General features: G+C 69.2%; 19 protein-coding genes. 11 read left to right on the top strand and 8 right to left on the bottom strand.

Features of this window, described 5'->3' with window-relative positions:
• The first annotated feature begins 178 nt into the window (after positions 1-178).
• Positions 179-649 carry a PPOX class F420-dependent oxidoreductase gene (locus QRY02_RS07860; RefSeq protein WP_285990833.1) on the top strand — a complete coding sequence of 157 codons (471 nt, stop codon included), beginning with the start codon at positions 179-181 and terminating at the stop codon, positions 647-649.
• Positions 650-996: 347 nt separating this feature from the next.
• On the top strand, positions 997-1,185 hold the full coding sequence (locus QRY02_RS07855; protein ID WP_285990832.1) for a hypothetical protein: 189 nt from the start codon (positions 997-999) through the stop codon (positions 1,183-1,185).
• Between the two features lie 15 nt (positions 1,186-1,200).
• Here the strand turns inward: QRY02_RS07855 and QRY02_RS07850 are convergent, their stop codons facing one another.
• From QRY02_RS07850 to QRY02_RS07835, 4 genes are all read right to left on the bottom strand, one after another.
• A complete protein-coding gene (locus tag QRY02_RS07850; protein ID WP_285990831.1) occupies positions 1,201-2,109 on the bottom strand; it encodes an ABC transporter substrate-binding protein in 909 nt (302 codons plus the stop codon).
• Positions 2,110-2,121: 12 nt separating this feature from the next.
• Complete coding sequence (locus QRY02_RS07845) at positions 2,122-2,877, bottom strand: SDR family NAD(P)-dependent oxidoreductase (protein ID WP_285990830.1); 756 nt, start codon at positions 2,875-2,877, stop codon at positions 2,122-2,124.
• The gene (locus tag QRY02_RS07840) at positions 2,874-3,050 is read right to left on the bottom strand and encodes a hypothetical protein (RefSeq protein ID WP_285990829.1); all 177 of its coding nucleotides are present in this window, start codon (positions 3,048-3,050) and stop codon (positions 2,874-2,876) included. Before QRY02_RS07840 ends, QRY02_RS07845 begins: the two co-directional genes overlap by 4 nt.
• 197 nt (positions 3,051-3,247) lie before the next feature.
• On the bottom strand, positions 3,248-4,174 hold the full coding sequence (locus tag QRY02_RS07835) for an NADP-dependent oxidoreductase (protein ID WP_285990828.1): 927 nt from the start codon (positions 4,172-4,174) through the stop codon (positions 3,248-3,250).
• A gap of 363 nt (positions 4,175-4,537) precedes the next feature.
• On the opposite strand from QRY02_RS07835, the gene QRY02_RS07830 reads away from it, so the two are divergent.
• From QRY02_RS07830 to QRY02_RS07820, 3 genes are all read left to right on the top strand, one after another.
• Positions 4,538-6,652, top strand: coding sequence for a tetratricopeptide repeat protein (locus QRY02_RS07830; protein ID WP_285990827.1), 2,115 nt, complete (start codon positions 4,538-4,540; stop codon positions 6,650-6,652).
• Between the two features lie 293 nt (positions 6,653-6,945).
• The gene (locus tag QRY02_RS07825; RefSeq protein WP_285990826.1) at positions 6,946-7,884 is read left to right on the top strand and encodes an NADP-dependent oxidoreductase; all 939 of its coding nucleotides are present in this window, start codon (positions 6,946-6,948) and stop codon (positions 7,882-7,884) included.
• 840 nt (positions 7,885-8,724) lie between these two features.
• Positions 8,725-9,771, top strand: coding sequence for a hypothetical protein (locus tag QRY02_RS07820; protein WP_285990825.1), 1,047 nt, complete (start codon positions 8,725-8,727; stop codon positions 9,769-9,771).
• Here the strand turns inward: QRY02_RS07820 and QRY02_RS07815 are convergent.
• Both QRY02_RS07815 and QRY02_RS07810 read right to left on the bottom strand, forming a co-directional pair.
• Positions 9,768-11,261, bottom strand: coding sequence for a non-reducing end alpha-L-arabinofuranosidase family hydrolase (locus tag QRY02_RS07815; RefSeq protein ID WP_285990824.1), 1,494 nt, complete (start codon positions 11,259-11,261; stop codon positions 9,768-9,770). The genes QRY02_RS07820 and QRY02_RS07815 overlap by 4 nt on opposite strands.
• A gap of 117 nt (positions 11,262-11,378) precedes the next feature.
• Positions 11,379-12,827 (bottom strand): arabinofuranosidase catalytic domain-containing protein, encoded by a 1,449-nt coding sequence (locus QRY02_RS07810; RefSeq protein WP_285990823.1) that lies wholly within the window; start codon positions 12,825-12,827, stop codon positions 11,379-11,381.
• Positions 12,828-13,308: 481 nt separating this feature from the next.
• Between QRY02_RS07810 and QRY02_RS07805 the strand changes: the two genes are divergently transcribed.
• Complete coding sequence (locus QRY02_RS07805; protein WP_285990822.1) at positions 13,309-13,491, top strand: hypothetical protein; 183 nt, start codon at positions 13,309-13,311, stop codon at positions 13,489-13,491.
• A 74-nt stretch (positions 13,492-13,565) separates the two neighbouring features.
• On the opposite strand, the gene QRY02_RS07800 is transcribed toward QRY02_RS07805, so the two are convergent.
• Positions 13,566-13,991, bottom strand: a complete 426-nt coding sequence (locus QRY02_RS07800; protein WP_285990821.1) for a MarR family winged helix-turn-helix transcriptional regulator — start codon at positions 13,989-13,991, stop codon at positions 13,566-13,568.
• A gap of 74 nt (positions 13,992-14,065) precedes the next feature.
• On the opposite strand from QRY02_RS07800, the gene QRY02_RS07795 reads away from it, so the two are divergent.
• Positions 14,066-14,581, top strand: coding sequence for a hypothetical protein (locus QRY02_RS07795; RefSeq protein ID WP_285990820.1), 516 nt, complete (start codon positions 14,066-14,068; stop codon positions 14,579-14,581).
• A 258-nt stretch (positions 14,582-14,839) separates the two neighbouring features.
• Positions 14,840-16,060 carry an FAD-dependent oxidoreductase gene (locus QRY02_RS07790; RefSeq protein ID WP_285990819.1) on the top strand — a complete coding sequence of 407 codons (1,221 nt, stop codon included), beginning with the start codon at positions 14,840-14,842 and terminating at the stop codon, positions 16,058-16,060.
• A gap of 319 nt (positions 16,061-16,379) precedes the next feature.
• Here QRY02_RS07790 and QRY02_RS07785 read toward each other — a convergent pair whose 3' ends face one another.
• Positions 16,380-16,529 carry a hypothetical protein gene (locus QRY02_RS07785; protein ID WP_285990818.1) on the bottom strand — a complete coding sequence of 50 codons (150 nt, stop codon included), beginning with the start codon at positions 16,527-16,529 and terminating at the stop codon, positions 16,380-16,382.
• 372 nt (positions 16,530-16,901) lie between these two features.
• Here QRY02_RS07785 and QRY02_RS07780 point away from each other — a divergent pair, with 372 nt between their 5' ends.
• From QRY02_RS07780 to QRY02_RS07770, 3 genes are all read left to right on the top strand, one after another.
• Positions 16,902-19,805: an AfsR/SARP family transcriptional regulator gene (locus tag QRY02_RS07780; protein WP_353068871.1), complete on the top strand. Its 2,904-nt coding sequence runs from the start codon at positions 16,902-16,904 to the stop codon at positions 19,803-19,805.
• 128 nt (positions 19,806-19,933) lie between these two features.
• On the top strand, positions 19,934-20,332 hold the full coding sequence (locus QRY02_RS07775; RefSeq protein WP_353068869.1) for a TetR/AcrR family transcriptional regulator: 399 nt from the start codon (positions 19,934-19,936) through the stop codon (positions 20,330-20,332).
• Positions 20,221-20,511, top strand: coding sequence for a TetR-like C-terminal domain-containing protein (locus QRY02_RS07770; protein ID WP_285993793.1), 291 nt, complete (start codon positions 20,221-20,223; stop codon positions 20,509-20,511). The genes QRY02_RS07775 and QRY02_RS07770 overlap by 112 nt, the downstream gene beginning before the upstream one ends.
• Positions 20,512-20,518 lie beyond the last annotated feature (7 nt).

Raw genomic sequence — 20,518 nt, 5'->3', positions numbered from 1 at the left:
CGAGCCGGTCATCCGGTAGCAGCGGGCGAACCAGCTCCCTCCGGTAGGGCGCGGTCGCCGCCTCGAACTGGTCGATCCTCGCGTCACGCATGGCCCATCGCATGTCGACCCGCCCTCCCGCCGAAAAGAATCGCGGTCCGGCCGATTCTTTTCCGGTGGTGGCCGAGTCAATATGTGCATGACCGAACACGCCTTCGTCGATCCCCTGCTGAACGGCCGTCCACCTGCGGCGGCGCGGCAGACCGCCGCCCGGATCCTCTCCGGGCCCCACCTGTCGGTCCTCTCGACCACCAACCCGGACGGCTCACCCCAGGCCTCGGTGATCTTCGTGAAGCCCGACGGCGACGACCTGCTGTTCAGCACGATCGCGGGTCGCCGCAAGACCCGCAACATGCAGCGGGATCCGCGGGTGAGCCTGCTGGTCCACGGCTTGCCCGCGGACGGAGGGGAGTTCACCTACGCCGCCATCTCCGGCGTCGTCGAACTGACCGACGACCCGGACGGCGCCTTCCACCAGGTGATGTACGACCTGCACATGGGCGGCGCGACCGTGCCGCCCGAACCCGGCGCGCAGAGGCTGATCGTCCGGCTCCGGCCCACGCACACCTACGCCCCACCTGCCTACGACGCGGCGTCCGAGGAGCATTGAGCGTCGCTGAAGGGCCCCTTCCTCTCGTCACATGCGATGAAGGCGCCCTTCAGCGCCCGTGAGCAGACCCGGCCGCCGGAGGAAGATCGGTGGAGCGGACGCAGCGCCATGGCCGGCGATCATGCCCTGCCCGTCGAACGCGCCTTTCGCCGCGGGTCAGCTGCGTGGGCCAGCCGGCGATTGCGTGGCGGATCGGTTTCCTCGCGAGCCATCCGGTGCCGGGCGCGGCAGCGCTCGGGCGGTTCACACGAGCCGTGCCAGGTCGTAGAGTGGCATGGTCTTGGCCGGTGGCGGCCAGCAGGGCTACACCGCGGACACTCCACGACACCGTCCCGAAACGAGGCCCGATGACCGTTCTCACGAAGGCTGAAGCACTCCGGGTACTCCGCCGTGCCTACGGACCCGACCGAGCCGAGTCCCTGGCCGCGCGGCTACCCGACCGGATCGACCTGGACAGCGACGCGGACACGAGAATGCTGGCCGAACTCGGAGTGACCCGGGACGGCCTCTTCGACGCGCTCGGTGCCGAACTGTAGGTGTGGGCCGGCACGTCACCCGCCCGGCGTCGAGGACCGGCCCTGGCCGGCCGCAGTGGTCGTGGTGCGGTAGAACTCGGTCCCGGCAAGGGTGGCGGGAACCGCGAGTTCGGTGGCGACCGCGGTGATGGCGGCGTCGGCGACGGCGAAGTCGACCTGGCCGTCGGTGGTGAAGTGCGGGGCGATGAACGCCTCGTAGTGGGCCCGGGCTTCGGCGGCGGTGTGCCCGCCGAGGAACGACTGGATGTAGCGCACCGCGGTGCCGGGGTCGTCGTGGAGGACCCGCAGGGCACGGCGGTGGGCGCGGACGACCGCCTGGACGCCGGGGTCGTCGGGCCGCAGGTGGGTCGGGTCGACGGCCACGCCCACGGTCGGGATCCGGAAGTGGTCGCCCACCCAGGCCAGGACCCGCCAGCCCTGCTCGGCGGCGACCGCCTCCGGCGCCATGGTGCTGCCGACGAAGGCGGCGTCGATGGAGCCGTCGCGCAGGTGACGCAGATCCATGCCGTAGTCGCCGGGCGCCCGGACCACGCACTCGACGTCGCGATCGGGATCGAGGCCCGCCCGGCGCAGCACGATGCGCGCGAAGCACCCCGGCGCCGTGCGGGGCGCGTGCACCGCGAGCCGCCGGCCGGCCAGGTCGGTCAGGTCGGTGAGCCCGGCGCGGGCGAGGAACCAGAACAGCGGGGCGTGGGTGTTGACGGTGAGGGCGACCCACGGGGTGCCACCGGTCAGCCGGGACAGCAGCACGCGGCCGAGCCCGATGGTGGCGCCGCGGCGGAGCCGCTCCTCGCTCCAGTCGCAGCCGTCGCGCAGGGCGACGTGGACCCCTTCGGCGGCGTAGAAGTCCTCCTGGTCGGCGATGTAGGCGACGAGTTCCTCGTGCAGGCCCCGCCCGACGTAGGCGAGATCGACGGTGTGCATGAGCGTTTCTCCTCAGTACATCGACATTCCGCCGTTGACCGGGGCGGTGGTGCCCGTCATGTGGGCGCTGTCCTCGCCGGCGTAGAAGGCCACCACGCGGGCGACGTCCTCCGGGCGGGCCAGGCGACCCAGCGGGGTCGCGGCGATCTGCCGCCGCTTCTGCTCCTCGTCGAGGACGTGCGAGATCCGGGTTTCGGCCACCGGGCCGGGCTCGACGACGTTGACCGTGATGCCCGCGGGCCCCAGTTCCTGGGCGAGGTACCGGGCGAACTGCGTCAGCGCGGCCTTCGCCGTGCCGAGGGCGATCATGTCCGCGCGGGGCTGGCGGCTCAGGCCGGTGCCGAGGTAGATCAGCCGTCCCCAGCCCTGTCCGGTCATCGTCGGCACGACGGCTTTGGTCACCACGAACGCGGCCCGCATCTCGTCGTCGAGTTTGCCGCCCAGTTCTTCCCACGTCATGTCCCGGAACGGCTTGATCGCGTACGGCGTCAGGGCGTTGTGCACCAGGACGTCGATGTCGCCCCAGGCCGCCGCGACGCGATCGACCATGGTCCGGACCGCCGCCGCGTCGCGCACGTCGGCCTGGACGGCCATCGCCCGGCCACCCGCCGCCTGGATCCCGGCCACGACCTCCTCGGCGGCCTGGCTGCTGTGCAGGTAATCGACCACCACCCGCATTCCGCGCGCGGCGAGCAGCCGCGCCGTCGCCGCGCCGATCCCGCTGCTGGCCCCGGTCACCAACGCCACCCGGCCGGTTCCTTCGGTCACAAGCCCGCCTCCTCGCCGTTGCCGGGGCGATCCGCCCCGGCGGAGCCCGGATCGGGCGGCAGCCACGAGTTCGGCAGCTGCTCGACGGCGCCGCGGGTGAGCTCCCCCGGCAGTCCGCGCTGGTGCCCGTCCGGGAACAGCTCATCGAGGCGCCGGAAGAAGACCCTCGTCAACGGGCACTTCCCCGTGCCGGCGCAGCATCGCGCCGCCCCGCCCGTTGGCGCCGATCCGGTCCGGCTCGGCACCGGCCATGTCCTCGGCCGCGGCCACCATTGTGCGCTCCGCCGCCCAGAACCGACAGTCCGGTGGTCGACCCGGCCGGAAAGCGGCGCCGGCAACTCGTCGCGGACCGGCGGGTTCGGGCTCCCGGTCAGGGCCGCACACGGATGACGGTCTTGCCCTTGCGTCGCTCGGTCGGGTTCAGCGCGGGGACGGCGTCGTCGAGGGTCGCGACGGTTCCGATGTGCGTGCGGAGGCGCCCGTCCCGCACCCGGTCGACGATCTCCACCAGCTGACCCGGAATGGACTCGACGACGAAGTCGATCGCGAGACCGTCGACCGGGCGAGCCTCGACGGGCCCGACCACCGACACCAGCGTCCCGCCGGGGCGGATGATGCTCGCCGAGCGCCGTTGGATGTCACCACCGATGACGTCGAAGACCAGGTCGACCCCGCCGATGTCGCCGATGTCGCCGAGGTCGTCGTGGTCGAGGTCGAGGAACTCGTTCGCGCCGAAGTCGAGCGCCGCCTGGCGGTCCGCCGCCCGCCCGGTGCCGATGACGTAGGCGCCGAACTCCCGGGCCAGCTGCGTCACCACCGACCCGACCGCGCCGGCGGCGCCGTGGGCGAGGACGCTCTGCCCCGCCCGGAGACGACCGTGCTGGAACAGGCCCTGCCACGCGGTCAGGCCGGAGATCGGCAGGCTCGCCCCCACCGTGAAGTCCACGTTCCCCGGCAGCGGCGCCAGGTTGCGTGCCTCCACGGCCGCGGACTCGGCCAGGGTGCCGTCGCGGTGCCAGTCGGTGATCCCGAACACCCGCTGGCCCAGCGAGAGACCCGTCGTGCCGTAGCCGAGCGAGGAGACCACGCCGGCGAACTCGTGGCCGATGATCGCAGGGGCTCGATCGTGCCCGGAGCGGTCGACCCACGTCGAGGGCCATTCCCACTCGGCCGGGACGAAGCCTGAGGCATGGACTTCAACAACGACGTCGTTGATCGCCGGCGTCGGCTCCGGTCGGTCCGCGAGGGTGATCCCGGCTGCTTCCGCGGCCTGGTCCGTCGCGACGATTGCCTTCATGGGTGCCTCCGTACATCTGGCTGTTTTGGGCTTGCCCGCCCATTAATGTCGACCCGAGCCCGCGTCGTCGAGCACGCCGCGGAGCTGATCTACACCAAGGATGCCCACGCGACGAATCATCAAGAACGACCTCGCCGTCCACACCGAACTGGCGAACGCGATCACGTGCAGACCTTCGCGGGGAGGGGAAATTTCCGGCAATGATTCGATATGGAACACGCTAAAGCGCCGTTGACGGGTCGTCCATTCAGGCCACTCGGATGCCGTATGGTTTTTCCTGCCGCAAAGGCGGCGTTTGACCGGGAGCAGGTGCGCCCGAACGGAGGCATCCAGCGGTCACCACCGCCGCTAGTATCGACCGCCGTGAGCGAGTCCCGGGGCGGCAACCGAGTCGATGGCGTGGTTGCCGGTGCGGTCGTGCAGACTCGGGCGGTCAACGGGGACATATATCTGCACCAAGCCGCGCCGCCCTGTGAAATGGTTCCCCGGCAGATTCCGCCGCGTGCTGATCACTTCGTCGGGCGCAGCGGCGAGCTCGGCGCCTTGGACGGACTGCTGGACACCGGCGACGGCGGAGTTCATTCCTGCGTCGTCAACGGCATGCCCGGGGTCGGTAAATCCGCATTGACCTTTCACTGGGCACTTCTGCGGTCCGAGCACTTCCCCGACGGGCAGCTTTACGTCGATCTCCGCGGAGCCGACCCGTCGGCGTCGCCGATGTTGCCCGGCGAGGCACTTCGCGGTTTCGTCGACGCTCTCGGCCTCAGCCCCGATTCCTGGCCGCGCGACCTGCCGAGACAGAGTGCCCTGTTCCGCAGCCTCACCGCGGGTCGGCGGTTGCTCGTCGTCCTGGACAACGCCAGTGACAGCCGGCAGGTCGAGCCACTGCTGCCAGGCGGCTCGGCGTGCCGGGTCGTGGTGACCAGCCGCAGCCTCCTCACGAACCTCGTGGCCCGGTTCGGCGCGCGGCGGGTGGCGCTCGAACCTCTGTCGTGGGACGAGGCAAGTGACATGCTCACCCGCATGGTCGGCGCCGAGCGCACGGCCGCCGAGCCCGCGGCGGTCGCGCGGTTCATCGACTACGCCGACCGGTTGCCGCTGGCCGTCGCAATCCTCGGAGGGAGACTCGCCGAGGAGAGGTTGTCGCTGAGTGCGTTGTCCGAGCAGCTGTGCGCGCATCCTTCGTGCTTGGACGGGCTGGAAACCGGTGAGCCAGGACTGGGAGTGAGGGCGGTGTTCTCCTGGTCGTACCGGGCGTTGACGCCCACGGCGGCGGCGGTCTTCCGGATGACGAGCCTGCACCCGGGGGCGGACTTCACCTCACGTTCGGCCGCCGCGTTGTCCGGCGTCGACCTCGCGGCGACCTGCCTCGCGTTGACCGAGCTGGTGCGCGCGCACCTCGTCGAGAAACTCTCCCCCGACCGGTACCGCATGCACGACCTCCTTCGGCGATACGCCCGAGAGCTGACTGCGGGGGCCGCGAAGGCCAGCGAAGCCGCTCTCGTGGGCTTGGCCGATTACTACCTGCACGCGGCCTGCGCGGCGAACGAACACCTGGGCTCGCCGTGGGACTCGTTACCGCTCGCGCCGCCACGCGCCCCCGAGCTCGCCGAGCGGTTCACGAGTTCCGGGGAGGCGCTGGCGTGGCTGGACGCCGAACGTGCCGGCATCCTCGCCACGACATCGATGCAGAACGGGATTCCGGACTCCTACGTGTGGCGGCTGGCCACGACCCTCGTCACCTATCTCGACCGGCTAGGACACCGGCTCGACCTGCTGCAGTCGCAGCGATCGGCATTGCTCGCCGCACTGAGTACGGGCGACGGCTGGGCCATCGCGATGACGCAGCGCCTGCTCGGCCGGGCACACATCCGCCTCGGGCAATTCGAGGAAGCCGTCGAACAGCTCCGCCCGGCGTTGGCGTACTTCGAGAACTCCGGCGATCGCGCCGGACAAGCCCACACCTGCTACGCCCTCAGTTACATCGCGGTAGTCCGGGGACACCGCGACGAGGGGCTCGAACTGGCACGGCGGAGCCTTGACCTTGCGGAAGGGTGCGGACGCCGGGTGTGGCTGGCGAAGGCAACGGGCAACCTCGGCTGGTGGCACCTGGAGTTCGGCGAGCCGGACCAGGCCCTCGCCCTCATCCGCCGGGCGCTGGACCAGTTCCGCACGCTTCGGACGGAACCCGACGGCGAAGCCCACACCCTCGAATGCCTGGGACGCGTGTACGCCGAACTGGAACTGCCCGACCTCGCCCTCAATTCCTATGCCGAAGCGTTGCAGAATCGGCGCCGCCACGGCAGCTTCTTCTGGCAGGTCCGGACTCATCGGCTGATAGCGGATATCCAACGCGTCATCGGCGACCGGACTGCCGAGCGGGAAGCCCTCGAGGAGGCACTGCGGATCCTGGTGCGGCTGAGCGATCCGGAAGCGGACGCCATCCGTGATCGGCTTGCCGAGCTGGAAGCAGCGTAGGAGAACCCGCCGGCAGTCAGCCCACTGACGGACCAGCGGTCCACTGCCGTCCCAGCCGGATTCGCGCCGTCGCGGCTCCGCCGAGCAGGACGGCGGGGCGAACAGCAGATCGTCGAGGACAGCGCGGTGACCGGGGAAGACCTCCGCGAGCACGGCACGTCCCTGCTCGGTGATGGGCATGCCCCGAGCCTTTCAGTGCTTCCAACTTGAAGCACTTTCTTCTGATTCGAAGCAGTGCTACGGTGATCTCAATTGCTTCGACTTCGAAGCACATCGCCGAAAGGGAAGACACCATGAAGGCAGTACGGTTCCACGAAACAGGCGGCCCGGAGGTTCTGCGCTACGAAGACGCCGACCGGCCGGTCCCCGGCGCGGGCGAGGTGCTCGTCCAGGTCGCCGGGTCGGCGTTCAACCCGGCCGATGGCGGCATCCGCGCCGGCTTCCTGCCGATTCCGGTGACGCTGCCGCACGTTCCGGGCTACGACGTCTCCGGCACGATCGACACCCTCGGCGACGGGGTGGACGGTCTCACGGTGGGCGAGAACGTCGTCGGGTTCATCCCCATGACCGCTGACGGCTCGGCAGCGCAGTACGTCGTCGCCCCGGCCAGCGCACTGGTGAAGGCTCCGGTGCGCATCCCGCTTGCCGATGCTGCCGGGCTGCCGTCGGTCGGGCTCACCGCCTCACAAGCGCTCTTCGAGGCCGGCGAACTCAAGGCCGGTCAGCGGGTGCTGATCAACGGTGCCGGCGGTCCGGTGGGCGGGTACGCCGTGCAGCTGGCCAAGCGCGCAGGTGCGTACGTCATCGCCACCGCGAGCCCGCGCAGCAGCGAAACCGTGAAGGCGGCCGGCGCGGACGAGATCATCGACCACACCGCCACCTCCGTGCTCGATGCGGTGACCGAGCCCGTCGATGTGCTGCTCAACCTGGCCCCGGTCAGCCCGGACGGGTTCGCCGCCCTCGCCACCCGGGTCCGCGACGGCGGAGTGGTCGTCTCCACGACACCGACCGTGACAACGCCCGAGGACAAGGAACGAAACGTGCGCGCGGCCACGGTCTTCGTCCACCCCGACGCCGACGCGCTCTCCCACCTCGTCGCCCTCATCGACAGCGGCGACCTCCACGTCGAGATCGCACGGCGCGTGCCGCTGAGCGAGCTGCCCGCGATCCACCAGCAGGCCGCCGCGGGAGAGATCCACGGCAAGGTCGTGGCCGTCCCACCCGCCGGCTGACCACCCGTCGCGGCCGGGCAGTTCTCGTTGCGGCGATCACGCAATCATGGACAGAGCCGCTCGTTTGACAGACCCGCGGGCGACGAAAGAATGCGTCGGCGGAAGGTGGCCAGATGATGGCGCAATCAGCCTGTCAGTGCCCGTATGCTGGGGCGATGGAGCGGGACACCGGGCCGCGGAGTGATCGTGGGGACTCCCGGGGGCTGAGCCGGGCCGAGTTGGCTCGCGAACTGGCGCGCGTGGGGGCCGTGGCACTGCGGACGACGGCGTGCGGCCTGGTTTGGATGTCGGCTCTTTTATTCTTGCTTTTTTATACGGCATTGATGACGGTGATGCTCGGTCCGCCGCACCGGCTGGCGAGCTCCGACGGTCACGGCGGTGATCGTGGCGGAACCGGGAGGTTGCCTCGCGGCTTTCTCTCGCGCGGGGGCGGATCCGGGTAGAAAGCTCGACTACGTCGTCCACTACCGCGACGGCGGTGGTGCTCGGCTGCGAGGTGGTGCCAGCTTGTGGCACCACCCCCCGCTTTCGGCCTTCGACCGCGGGCAACCTGCGTGGGTCGGTGGCTTGGGCCGCTCGAACGTGGTCCTGTTCGCCAGCAGTCGCTGGGGCCCCGCCGTCCGCGTGCTGTACCCGCGACGTTCATTGCCGCTCTTCCCGCACCCTCCCAGTAGCCGAAGGTTCTGACCTTGAAGGGCGCAGCGGCCGGCGGCCGAAGTCCATTTAGGACACGCTGGTCTTTGGCGAGCGGCAAGGACCCACGAACTTCCGGAGACGACCGACGAGCCTCTCGGCCCGGACCAGTACCGGTACGTCGGCACCCACGCCTGGTGGACGGCGATGTTCGGCGCCCCCGGGAAGCGGTACGCCTACCTGGCCGAACACGTGCTCCAGCTCTGGGTCCCGGCCGACCCGGCACGGGACTGGCTGCTCGACCGGCGGACCACCGGCGCCCGGGTCTGGCTCTCCGGGACCGAAGAGCAGGCCGCCGCGGACGGGTTCGGCACGGAAGCCCACTGGCCGACCGGACGCTGGCAGGCGCCGTACGGGAACTTCTACGCCGGGCGAGGACAACCGCCGGGACCGGTGCCGGGCTCGTGGCAGACGCCGAACACCGAGTTCCTGGCCGGAGTCACCCGCGATCCGCGACTGCTTTACGAACGGCTGCGGCGGGACAGCCCGGAGCGAAGCGGCTACCACGGTCCGTTCCCCTACGCGGCCGATGTGCTCCGCAGCAGACTGGTGCCCCCGGACCTGCGAGCCGCGCTGTACGGCGCCCTGCTGCTCGCCCCGGAGGTGACGTTCGTCCGGGAGAGCGCCGACGTCCGCGGCGAGCCTGCCGCCGCCTTTGTGCTGGAACCGCCCGGCCGGCGGGAGGAGCTGTTCGTCGACCCGCTGACCGGCCGGTTCCGCGGTGAGCGGAGCACGCTGACCGAACCCGCCGGGGGCATGGCCGCCGGCACTGTCACCAAGTCGACCGCGGTGCGGTCGGCGGTGGCCGGGGCGCTCGGGGCCCGCAGCGCCCGGATGGCGCGGAGTATTTCGTCGATCGGGCCGTCCCTGACCACGAAACCGCGCACGCCCGCCTCCACCGCCTCCCGGAGCAGGCACGAGGAGGGACACTCGGGAACCAGCGGGACGACACGATCCGCCGGCGGTGCATCCAACCCGGCCAGCAGACCTTCGACGGTTTCCGCCAGCGCGGAATCGGCGACCACCACGTCCGGGTTCACGGCGACGATTTCGACGTCACCGTCGAGAAGCGCGTTGAAACCGGCCGACAATGGTCTCGGCGATCTTCGGGCCGATGCAGTTCACTCCGACCGGATCCAGCTGGACCCGGTCGGAGTGAAGTGTTGCCGACGAATTTCGGGCTCAGGACACTAACGCTGCAGTGTCAGCACGCCCGGCCGGTACGGCAGGATGCCGTAGTCCATGCCGTCGGTGCCGGGGTCGCGCCCCTGGTAGAGGAACTGCAGGTTGCACGGGTCGATGGTCTTGGTCTGGTCGGGATTGGTGCGCACCAGGTCGCCGTGGCTGATGTCGTTGGTCCACGTGGCGCCGCTGTTGGCCTTGCCGGCGAAGGGGTTGCTCTGGGTGTCGGCCTGCGGTGTCCACGTGCCGTCCAGGCTGGTGGCGGTGAACGAACGGAAGAAGCGGCCGCGCCAGTCCTCCGCCTCGACGATCATGAGGTACTGGTTCTGGCCCTCGACCTTGTAGACCTCCGGCGCCTCGAACAGGTTGGCCTCCGCGTCGTGCATGACCTCCGTGTACGACGAACCGAAGCTGCTCGGGAAGTTCCTGATGGGCATGCTGGACCGGTAGATGTTGCCCTTGTCGTTGGCGAAGAACATGTACATGTTCGTGTCGTCGCCGATCAGGGTCACGTCGAGGGGACCCCCGATCGGGAGGGTGCCCGAGAACAGCTCCTCCTGCGCGGACCAGCCGTTGGGGTTGGTGGGGTCGCTCGAGGTGCGGTAGGAGAAAACGTTCGGCCAACCGCCCATGTAGGCGAGCACCCAGATGTTCTTCGGGGCGAAGTAGAACAGCGTCGGCGCGAAGCCGTCGAAGGGAATCGTGTTCTGGGTGGCGGTGGCCATGTCGGACCAGTTCGCGAAGGGGCTGAAGCTCATCAATCCCCAGCGCCCATTCTGACCGGCGACGGTGTCGTGCGTCGTGGCGTAGACGACGTGCTGTCCGTTGTAGACGACGCTGGTGAAGTCCTTGAGCGAGGCCCACCCCGCCTTCGGGGTTGCCAGCGGACCGGTCGATGACCAGCGGTACGTCGTCGGCAGAGCGCACGTGCCGGTGCCCCCGTCGACGCGGACGAGTTGCCACTGCTGGTTGCTGCCGCCCCAGTCGCTGTACTGCACGACGCCGGCGCCGTCGTTGGTCGCCGCGTTCTGCACCTCGACCGCCTTGCCGCTGTTGCGGTTGACCAGGCGCACGTAGCCGCCGTCGGAGTCAGCCAACCGGAACTGCTGGTTGGCGCCGTTGCCGTCAGTCCACTGGTGGATAGCCGCGCCGTCGGCCGTCGACCAGCTTGACACGTCGATCACCTTGCCCGAGTGCCGCGCCTTGATCCGGTAGTAGCCGCCGCCGGAATCCACGAACTGGAACTGCTGGTTGTTGCCGTTGGTGCGGGTCCACTGGACGACGTTTCCGCCGTCGGCGGTGGAGAAGTTGTAGACGTCGAGGGCCTTGCCACTGTTGCGGTTCACCAGCACGTACCAGGCAGCGGTGTCCACAGTGGCGGCCGACGCCGGCGTCGTGGCCGCCGTCAGCAGCCCGCCCACGACCGCCACGACTGCCGCGGTGGCCAATCCCGACCGCCACCGACGGCGCCACCTCGCGGTGCGCGCAAACCCAACCGACATAGCATCTTCCCTTCCATCATGGGGATCACCGACATCAGACGGGCGACATGCCGGCGTGGACGCCGACGACACCCGCGCACCGAGCTTGTACCCGTCAGGCCGGCGGCCGGGTCCGGTTCATCGGTAGCCGGCGGCGGCGATGCTCGCCTGGACCGCATTTTCGGTGGCATCCGACGGGTAGCCCGAGACGATGGCACCCTCGTAGAACGTGCCCGCGCTATCGTTGATGTTGCCCACTTCGGGTGAGCAGCAGTCGCCGCCACTGCCCAAGACGATGGCGCCCTGCTTCTTCATCGGGCTGTATACGTTGGGCTCGTTGGGAAGCACGCCGTCCCAGAGGGTGTACAGGCTTCCGGCCTGGGCATTGCTGCCCTTGATCGCGAATCGCGACGTCCCGTTGTTCTTGAGTGTCGCCGTGACGTACTTGCTCGGGAACGCCTGCTGGTTCGGGTTCCACGTGCTGCTGCCACCCGGGAACAGGCCCCATTCGAGGTCGGCCTGCACCCAGGGTCCGGTTCCGGAGCAGCCGCCGAACCAGCAGCTCGTCCCGAAGTAGATGGCGTCCATGGCACCCGGCCCGTCGGCCTTGCGAGTGGTTTCGCTGTTGCCGTAGTCGAAGCAGCAGCCGCTGTTGACATGCGTACCGCTGGTGACCATGTACATGCCCTCGGGTGCGCTGCCCGTCGGGACACCCGTCAGGTGGCCGTCGCGCCAGTAGCTGTTGCCGGGGTTGATGTACAGCGAGTAGGCCTTGCTGCCACCGACCGTCAGCGATTCGGTGGTCGCTACGGCCGGGCGGCTCTGTGGTGAGCCTGGGACCACGCTGGAACCCTGGTACCACAGGTCGTTGCCACGCCCGGACTGGTCGAACAGGACCGTGATGACACACGTGGTGTTTGCGCAGAAAGAGTCCTGGGCCGCCGCGTCGGCGACGCCGCCGGGGGTCAGTACGCCGATGTTGCGGGTTGTGTTGTCGGAGCGTCTGACCTGATAGAGATCCCCGTTGTAGGCGCTGTAGAGGGCGCGTGTTGTGCTGTGCGCCGCCACGCAGGGCGTGCCACCCGCGCCGTAGATGTCGCACGGGCCGGAGCCGGCGCCCCCGTCGACGCGGACGAGCTGCCACTGCTGGTTGCTGCCACCCCAGTCGCTGTACTGCACGACGCCGGCGCCGTCGTTGGTCGCCGCGTTCTGCACCTCGACCGCCTTGCCGCTGTTGCGGTTGATCAGCCGGACGTAGCCGCTGTCGGAGTCGACCAGCCGGAACTGCTGGTTGGCGCCGCCGTGGTCGGTCCACTGATGGATGGCGGCACCGTCCGCTGTCGACCAGCTGGACACGTCGATCACCTTGTTCGAGTGCCGCGCCTTGATCCGGTAGTAGCCGCCGCCGGAATCCACGAACTGGAACTGCTGGTTGTTGCCGTTGGTGCGGGTCCACTGGACGACGTCGGCGCCGTCGGCGGTGGAGAAGTTGAAAACGTCGATGGCCTTGCCACTGTTGCGGTTCACCAGCACGTACCAGGCAGCGGTGTCCACAGTGGCGGCCGACGCCGACGTGGGGACCCCCATGAGCAGCCCACCTGCGATCACAACAGCTATCGCAGCAGCCAAACTCGACCGCCACCGACGGCGCCACCTCGCGGTCCGCCCCGACCCAACCGACATGAGCATCTGTCCTTTCAGGAGGGTTCCGCATCGGTGCGGGTCCGATCACCCGCGCACGTAAGGCTCGGTGTTAGCGCTAACATTTTCGGGGACGATCCATGCAGGAATCTGAGGGGGTAGAGGTGTCAGGTAGCCGACGGCGGTGTGACTGAACGCACCATTGGACTCTGAACGATCACGTCGGCTGCGTCAAGATGTAACGGGAAGGTTTTCGCAGGGAGTCCCTGATGAGACGCTGGCGGTCGCCGAGGCGGCAGCCGTCAAGCTCGTCGGGACGTGGGCCGGTGGTCAGGTGATCAGAGAGTTCACGCCACAATGTCAAAATCTCGGTGCAAGTCTTCTGAGCCCCGGGCAACCGCGGCGGCCATCCTGGCGTGCCGAAGGCATGACGTCGTCGAAGTCCCGGCTGCCCGAGGCGGCCTTGCTGTGGCTTCCCGTGCTGGTGCTGGTCGGTGGGCTCGCGGTGGTGTGGACCGGCGTCTCCATGGCCGCGGACGTCAGCCGATCGGCGGGGCTCTGCTCGGCGCGGGTGCCACGGTCCTGCTGTTCCTGTGGCATCACGGCCTGAGGCTGGAGAAATACCTGGCGCGGTTCGAAAAGTGGTGGTTGTAGTGCTGGTGGTGGCTGTCTCGCTGGCGGTGACTACCGCTTCGTGAGCAGCCGGGTTTGCTCGCGCAGGACGTCGACCGTGTTCGCCACCCAGTCCCCGATCACCGCCTGCTCGGCCGGGGAATAGCGGGCCATCAGCTTCGCCATCGCCACGTCGAGGCCGGCGAACACCTTCCCGAACGCTCCGGGCGCCGCCGTGATCACGAGCCGGCGGCGGTCGGCGGGGTCCGGGGCGCGACGGGCCAGGCCCGCGCGTTCGAGCCGGTCGACCACACCGGTCACCGCGCCCGGGGTCAAGCCGATCTCCTTGGCCAGGTCGCCCGCCGACACCGACCCGGCCCCCGCGATCACGGCGAGGGCGCGCTGGTCGACCGCCGTCACGCCCAGACTCGCACCCACCGCCTCGTGGAACGCCACCACGGCGGTACTCAGCTCACGTCCCGCGTCCCGACCTTCCATACCATCACTTTACCGGACCAGATACTTCAGTACACTGAACTAAATTGTTCACACACTGAGGCATCGGAGTAGTCGTGAGCGAACTGAAGCTGGCGCTCGAGGTACCGAGATGGACCTGGCAGTGCTACACCGAGCACCTCGGGCTGGTGCTCGGCCTCTCGTCCGTCGCGTCGGTTCAGCGGCTGATCGTCGTCAACTGGACCGCGCAGATCCCCCACGGCGCCGCCCTCGCCTCCGAGGTCGTCGTGCTGGCCGCCCGGATTGCTCTGGTCGTTGCCGTCTGGCGGATCGCAATGCGGGGCCAGGCCCTCCGCCTGAGCGCAGGCCGCGCGTTCGCGCGAAACCACTGGCGCAGCCTGCTGTGGCAGGGCGCGTTCCTCGGCGCCGCCTACCTGGCCTTCGAGGTCCTGGCCGAAGGCACCTTATCGAAACTGCTGCCCGAGTCCGCCCGGCAGACTTACCTGGCCATCCTGCTGCTCCTGAAGAACCCCACCGTCATCGCCCTGACATTTTTGTGGTGGATCGGCGTGGTCCGCCAGGTCTTCCGGACGAAGCCCGCACTGGTGGCGTGCACGGCATCCACACCATGACACTCATGAACGCGGTGTCACCGGCTGGGCGGGACCCGCGGTCAGCAGACGCAACCGGGCGCAGACGCTTGGATGGTGCGACGTCCTCACATGCCGACGAGCGGTGGTTGTCGAGCGCGCCACCGGAGGTTACGATCCGTCGCGACGTGCGAAAGCCACTGCCCGGTAGGTAGTCCGGGTGACGCTCCGGTGTTCGTGCAAGTGCCCGGTCATGGGCCGCCTGTACGTCCTTTGTCGATCGCGCACAAGGGACGGATCATGCCTGAGCTGAAAGTTCTTGTCGTTGGCGCCGGTCTCGGCGGCCTCACCCTTGCCCAATCGCTGCGGGGAAACGGAATCGACGTCGCGGTCTTCGAACGCGACGCGGGCCCGTGGGACCGGCCGCAGGGCTACCGCCTGCACCTGGACGCCGACGCGATCAACGCCGCGCGGGAGGTGCTCCCAGCCCCGCTGTACGCCGTGTTCGAGGCGACGGCCCAGTACACCGAGCCGTTCACCACGATCCTGGGCACCGACCTGTCGGTCCTCGAACGCGTGCCGACGCGGGATGACCACGGCCAGGCTTGGCCCGCACACGACGGCCCCGCCATCCACGCGAACGTCGACCGGGCGACGCTGCGCCAGATCCTGCTGGCCGGCCTGGAGGACGCGGTGCACTTCGGCAAGACGGTGCAGCGCTACGAGAACACCGCCGATCGCGTGACCGCGTACTTCACCGACGGCTCCACGGCTCGCGGTGACGTCCTGGTCGGCGCGGACGGTATCCGTTCGGCCGTCCGCCGGCACCGGGCCCCGCGATGCGAGACCGTCGACGCGGGCATCACCGCGATCTACGGACGCCTGCCGATGGCCGTTGCCGAGCCACTGGTACCGGTCGAGACCCTCACCGACGTCTTCACGATCGCCTCGGACGAACGGAAGGTCTTCCTCGGGCTCGGTTCGGTGCGCTTCCCGACCTCTCCCGCCCAGGCCGCCCAGCGGTTCGCCCCGGGGATGAGGATCGCCGATCAGGACGATTACGTGGTGAGCATCGTCGGTGGCCGCCACGAGTTCTTCCCGGCCACCTCCGCGGCGATGCGTGCGCTGCCAGGCGAGCAACTGCGCGAGATCGCGGCGGGACTCCTCCGGGACTGGCCCGGCCGTGCCGCCGAGTTCGTCGGGAGCGCGGACGCGGGCTCGTTCTTCCTCGTCGAGATGTACACCAGTGTACCGGCCACGTTGGACGCGCCTGCCCGCGTCACCCTGCTCGGTGACGCGATCCACTCGATGACCCCCACCTTGGGGCGAGGCGCCAACGTCGCGATGCGGGATGGCGCCCTCCTCGGTCGCGCGCTGAAGGAGGTCGTCGACGGCTGTCTGCCCCTGGCCGAGGCTCTGGCCGGCTACGAGCGTGAGATGACCGCCTACGGGTTCTCCGTCGTGCGGCAGGCGGCCCGGATCGGCCAGCAGCGCATGGCCCAGAACGCCCTGCCTGAATAACGGGTGCCGACGTCTGCCGATGAGGCAGCCACCTATCGAACACTCGATCAAGCCTGACCGGGCGTCGGTCGTACGGGCGAGAGGGCCTGATCGAGATAGACGACGGTTATCACAACAGGCGCCCGAATCGTTTGACAGACAGGAGCGCGGCTCGGAGAGCCGGCGACGGCGGCGCAGTGAACCCGGACACGCGTCTCGAACTTGCGGACCACTCGAACCCTGATCGTCGGATCGCTGGGCTTTCCGACCGCGACCGTCGGGGAGACGGCGACGGCCGGCTGTGCGAGGACCACCGCCAGGGCAACAGCGAACCATCCCACTACGCACTCTCCGCTTCCTCGGCTGTTGTCGGCCGAAGATCACGCCACGCACCGTGCTGGTCGCACTGCTCGTCAACGCCGATGACGTCGTCCGGGCCGATCAGCTGATCGGCCCGGTTTCGATCGTGCTTGCGCAGCTGCGTGCCCACGTCCGGTGGCCGAGCAAGCACCGTGCGGATTCGGCGCCGCGGAATTCTGGCGAACTTGACTCCAATGCGATTCTCCCTGTCGTCGACGCGCGGCCGGCTCCCTCGCGCTGGATGGCGTCTCGGTCCGGCATCGCGTGTTCTTTCGATCGGTTGTGCGGTCGCTCCCAGCGCCCCCTCGGCGTTGGGTGTCGACCATCGGTGCAGTGCGGGCGGGTTGTCCGGTGCTGGGACTTCCACGCTGTGCCTTGGCAGCCTCGCCGCGAGTCCTACTCTGAGCGGCCGATCGTGTGAACTTCTTGCAGAGTTTCTGCATTGCGCTGCTCAAAGCCGCTATGCCTGTTGTCCTGGCGACGGCATCCGGGAACCGGGACGGTGGTTGGAGCGGTGGCAGTAAGTCTGCGTCTGCTGGGCGAGGTGAGCGCGGACGTTGACGGACGGCCGGTGGATCTCGGGCCACCCAGGCAGCGGTGTGTGCTGGCCGCGTTGGCGGTCGACGCGGACCGCGTGGTGCCGGTGGACCGATTGATCGAGCGGGTCTGGGGGGCGACTGCGGAACGACGGGCCCGGGCGACGCTCCACAGCTACATCTCCCGGCTGCGCCGGACGCTGGCGCACACGGACAGGGTGGCGATCGTGCGCCGGTCGGGCGGGTACGCCCTGATGGCCGACGCCGCCGAAACGGTGGTCGACCTGTACCGATTTCGGGAGCTGTGCACCAGCGTGAGTTGTGCGCCGGAGTCGACGGCACGGGCCGTGCGATCGTTGACCGACGCGCTCGCGCTGTGGCGGGGGCCGGCGTTGACCGGCGTGGACGGGGAGTGGGTCGAGTCAGAGCGTGACCGACTCGGGCAGGAACGACTGGCTGCCCAGCACGACCTGGCCGAGGCCCGGCTACGCGCCGGACAAGGCGGCGAGCTGGTGGCCGAGCTGGCCGCGCGAACCGCGCGGCACCCATTGGACGAGCGGGCCGCGGGTCAGTACCTGCTGGCGCTGCACCAAAGCGGGCGCACCGCCGATGCGCTGGAGCACTACCACCGAATCCGGACAAGACTGGTCGAGGAACTGGGCACCGAACCCGGCACTGCCCTCCAACTCGCGCACCGACAGGTCTTGGCCGCCGGCACCGCCCCGGTCGCCGCGCCCGCCAGTGGCTATTTTCGCCCCGCCGTCGTACCTCGTCAGTTGCCGGGTGCGCCGGCGCCATTCGTCGGCCGCCACGACGAACTGACCCGCCTGGACGCCTTGAACACGAGTGACGCAGTGACCGTCTCGGCGATCACCGGTATGGGCGGGATCGGCAAGACCTGGCTGGCCCTGCACTGGGCGCACCGCAACCTGCACCGGTACCCGGACGGCCAGTTGTTCATCGATCTGCGAGGGTTCAGCCCCGAGGACGCTCCTCTCCCCGCCGCCGCCGCGGTCCGTGGTTTCGTCGTATCCCTCGGGGTGCCACCTGCGAGTGTTCCCACCGAGTTCGACGCACTGATCGGCCTGTACCGGAGCCTGGTCGCCGACAAGCGGATGTTGATCGTGTTGGACAACGTCCACGACACCGGGCAGGTCCTCCCGTTGTTGCCCGGAACCGGCGGGTGCACGGTGCTGGTGACCAGTCGCGACCGACTGACCGGGCTCGCCGCGGCGAGCAGTGCCCGGATGTTCCGACTCGGCGTCCTCGACGACGACGATGCCCGCTCCCTGCTCGCCCACCGTCTGGGACCACAGCGGGTGGCGGCCGAGCCGGAAGCGATGGCCGAACTGCTGGGTCGGTGCGTGGGGCTTCCCCTCGCGCTGGGGATTGTCGCGAGCCGCGCTGCGGCCCAGCCGTCTTCACCCTTGCAAGGGTGGGCGCGGGACCTGCGGGATACGGCTACCCGCCTCGGCGCCTTGGACGCGGGCGATCCCCAGTCCAGCGTGCGAGCGACCATTGCCTGGTCCCATGCCGCCCTGACCCCGGCGCAGGCAGACCTGTTCGCGCTGCTCAGCTCTGCACCAGGGCCGGACATCGATGCGGCCGCGGTGACATGCGCCCTGGGGCCGGCCTCGGACCGGACCTGGGCGCTGCTGCGTGCTCTGACCCGCGTGTCCTTGCTGGACGAGCACGTTCCGGGCCGCTTCCGAATGCACGACCTGGTGCGGCTCTACGGTTTGGAGCACCGCGGAGCCGACCACGACGCCGCACTGGGTCGACTGGTCAGCCACTATGTCCACATCGCCCACGCCGGCGAACGTTTGCTCGCCCCGCAACGCCGACCCGTTGAATTGGGGCACCCGCCGCCCGGCTGCGCCCCACGGCCGCCGGCGGACGAAGCGGCGATGCTGAGCTGGTTCGACGCTGAACACGCCAACCTGCTGGCGTTGCAGCGGCTGGCCGTCGAGCGGCACCACCACACCGAGGTGTGGCAGCTGGCGTGGGCTTTGGACAACTTCCACTGGCGGCGCGGTCACCTCCACTACAACATCACCACCTGGCTGGCCGGGGTTGCCGCAGCCGAGCACCTCGGCCAGCCCGAACTACTGGTGCGGTCCCACCGCCGCCTGGGACGTGCCTACGCCCAGGCCCGCCGCCACACCGAGGCTGTGCGGCACCTGAGCCGGGCACACGACCTGGCCGAAGGAAGCGGTGACGTCCACGAACGTGCCCACACCGAGAACGCACTCGCCTGGGCCTGGTCACTGCACGGGGACGACCGCAAGGCATTGAAACACGCACTGCATGCGCTCGACCTCTACCGTGGCCTGGCCAACCCTGTTTGGCTGGCCAGAGCGCTCAACTCGGTCGGCTGGTACCAGGCCCGGCTCGGTCGTCCGCACCAAGCCCTGGAACCCTGCGCACAGGCACTTGACCTGTTCCGGCGAAACCAGGACGTCGGCGGTGAAGCCGCCACGCTCGACACGCTGGGACTCATCGCCCACCACTCCGGAGACCACGCAAACGCCCTGAAACACCACCGTGCCGCACTGACTCTGTTCCGCCGCCTGGGAAACCACTACCTCGAAGCCGACACCCTGGCGAACATCGCCTACGCCCATGCCGCACAGGGCGAACTGCGCCACGCTCGCGACATTTCACAGCAGGCCCTTCAGCTCTATCGGAGGCAAGGACGTCCTGACGATGCGGCGCGTGTGCAGCGGCAACTCGACACAGTCGTCCGCGCCGACGGCGACCAGCCCGGGACTGTTCCGAGTTCGGCGGTTCCGGTTCGCCACGCCGGACCGAGATCCGGCGGGATGTGCGCTGTGAGTGATTTCCCAGGACCTGTCAAACGAACGGTGTAACTCCGGTTGAAGGGAACCATTCGCGTAGCCGCAGCTTGCAGGCGGGGATCCAACCAAGGTACTTTCGATACGAAACGGTAGCGTAGCGAAAGTGACGGTGCGGGGTGGGGACTTCGGAGCCCGGCGGCATGACTCGGCCCCCGGCGATGGGACGGCCGCGGGATTCCGGCCGTGACCTGGCCATTCTCGACGCGACACTGTCACTGCTGACCGAGGTGGGATACGAGCAGCTCTCGATCGAGGCGGTGGCCGGGCGGTCCGGGGCAGCGAAGACGACGATCTACCGCCGGTACCCCGACAAGGCCGCGCTGGTCGCCGCAGCGGTCGAGCGCCGCTCCCCGCGCAGCCCCCACCGCCTGCCGGAGAGAGCCTCCGGGAAGTCGTGCACTCCCTGGCGGCATGGCTCGCGCGCAGCATCTCCGAACAAGACGTGGGACTGCTCGGGGCCGTGTTCACCGGCATGCGCAACGACGCGCGGCTCGCCCAGGCGATGCGGCGGATCCTGCGGCGGGACGAGACCGCGATGACGGACGGACTTCTTCGCCAAGCGGCCGAGCGACTGGCACCCGGGGCGGCAACGCTCTTCGCCGAGGTCGCTCCGGCGCTGATCGTGCACCGCATCGTGGTCGTGGGCGAGCCGTGCGACGCCGCCTTCGTGGAGCACCTCGTCGACGACATCCTCTTGCCGCTCCTGCGCCGCAGCTGAGCAAGGA

It is taken from the genome of Amycolatopsis sp. DG1A-15b, assembly GCF_030285645.1.
Lineage (GTDB): Bacteria > Actinomycetota > Actinomycetes > Mycobacteriales > Pseudonocardiaceae > Amycolatopsis.
This window is presented reverse-complemented; position numbering and strand designations above follow the sequence as displayed.

What these genes read in the sequence shown, in the direction of transcription:
- QRY02_RS07810 (WP_285990823.1), bottom strand. Translation starts at nt 12,827, where the DNA reads ATGGGGGTCCCCACGTCGGCGTCGGCCGCCACTGTGGACACCGCTGCC.
- QRY02_RS07860 (WP_285990833.1), top strand. Translation starts at nt 179, where the DNA reads ATGACCGAACACGCCTTCGTCGATCCCCTGCTGAACGGCCGTCCACCT.
- QRY02_RS07790 (WP_285990819.1), top strand. Translation starts at nt 14,840, where the DNA reads ATGCCTGAGCTGAAAGTTCTTGTCGTTGGCGCCGGTCTCGGCGGCCTC.
- QRY02_RS07775 (WP_353068869.1), top strand. Translation starts at nt 19,934, where the DNA reads ATGACTCGGCCCCCGGCGATGGGACGGCCGCGGGATTCCGGCCGTGAC.
- QRY02_RS07835 (WP_285990828.1), bottom strand. Translation starts at nt 4,174, where the DNA reads ATGAAGGCAATCGTCGCGACGGACCAGGCCGCGGAAGCAGCCGGGATC.
- QRY02_RS07815 (WP_285990824.1), bottom strand. Translation starts at nt 11,261, where the DNA reads ATGTCGGTTGGGTTTGCGCGCACCGCGAGGTGGCGCCGTCGGTGGCGG.
- QRY02_RS07850 (WP_285990831.1), bottom strand. Translation starts at nt 2,109, where the DNA reads ATGCACACCGTCGATCTCGCCTACGTCGGGCGGGGCCTGCACGAGGAA.
- QRY02_RS07805 (WP_285990822.1), top strand. Translation starts at nt 13,309, where the DNA reads ATGACGTCGTCGAAGTCCCGGCTGCCCGAGGCGGCCTTGCTGTGGCTT.
- QRY02_RS07800 (WP_285990821.1), bottom strand. Translation starts at nt 13,991, where the DNA reads ATGGAAGGTCGGGACGCGGGACGTGAGCTGAGTACCGCCGTGGTGGCG.
- QRY02_RS07820 (WP_285990825.1), top strand. Translation starts at nt 8,725, where the DNA reads ATGTTCGGCGCCCCCGGGAAGCGGTACGCCTACCTGGCCGAACACGTG.
- QRY02_RS07855 (WP_285990832.1), top strand. Translation starts at nt 997, where the DNA reads ATGACCGTTCTCACGAAGGCTGAAGCACTCCGGGTACTCCGCCGTGCC.
- QRY02_RS07825 (WP_285990826.1), top strand. Translation starts at nt 6,946, where the DNA reads ATGAAGGCAGTACGGTTCCACGAAACAGGCGGCCCGGAGGTTCTGCGC.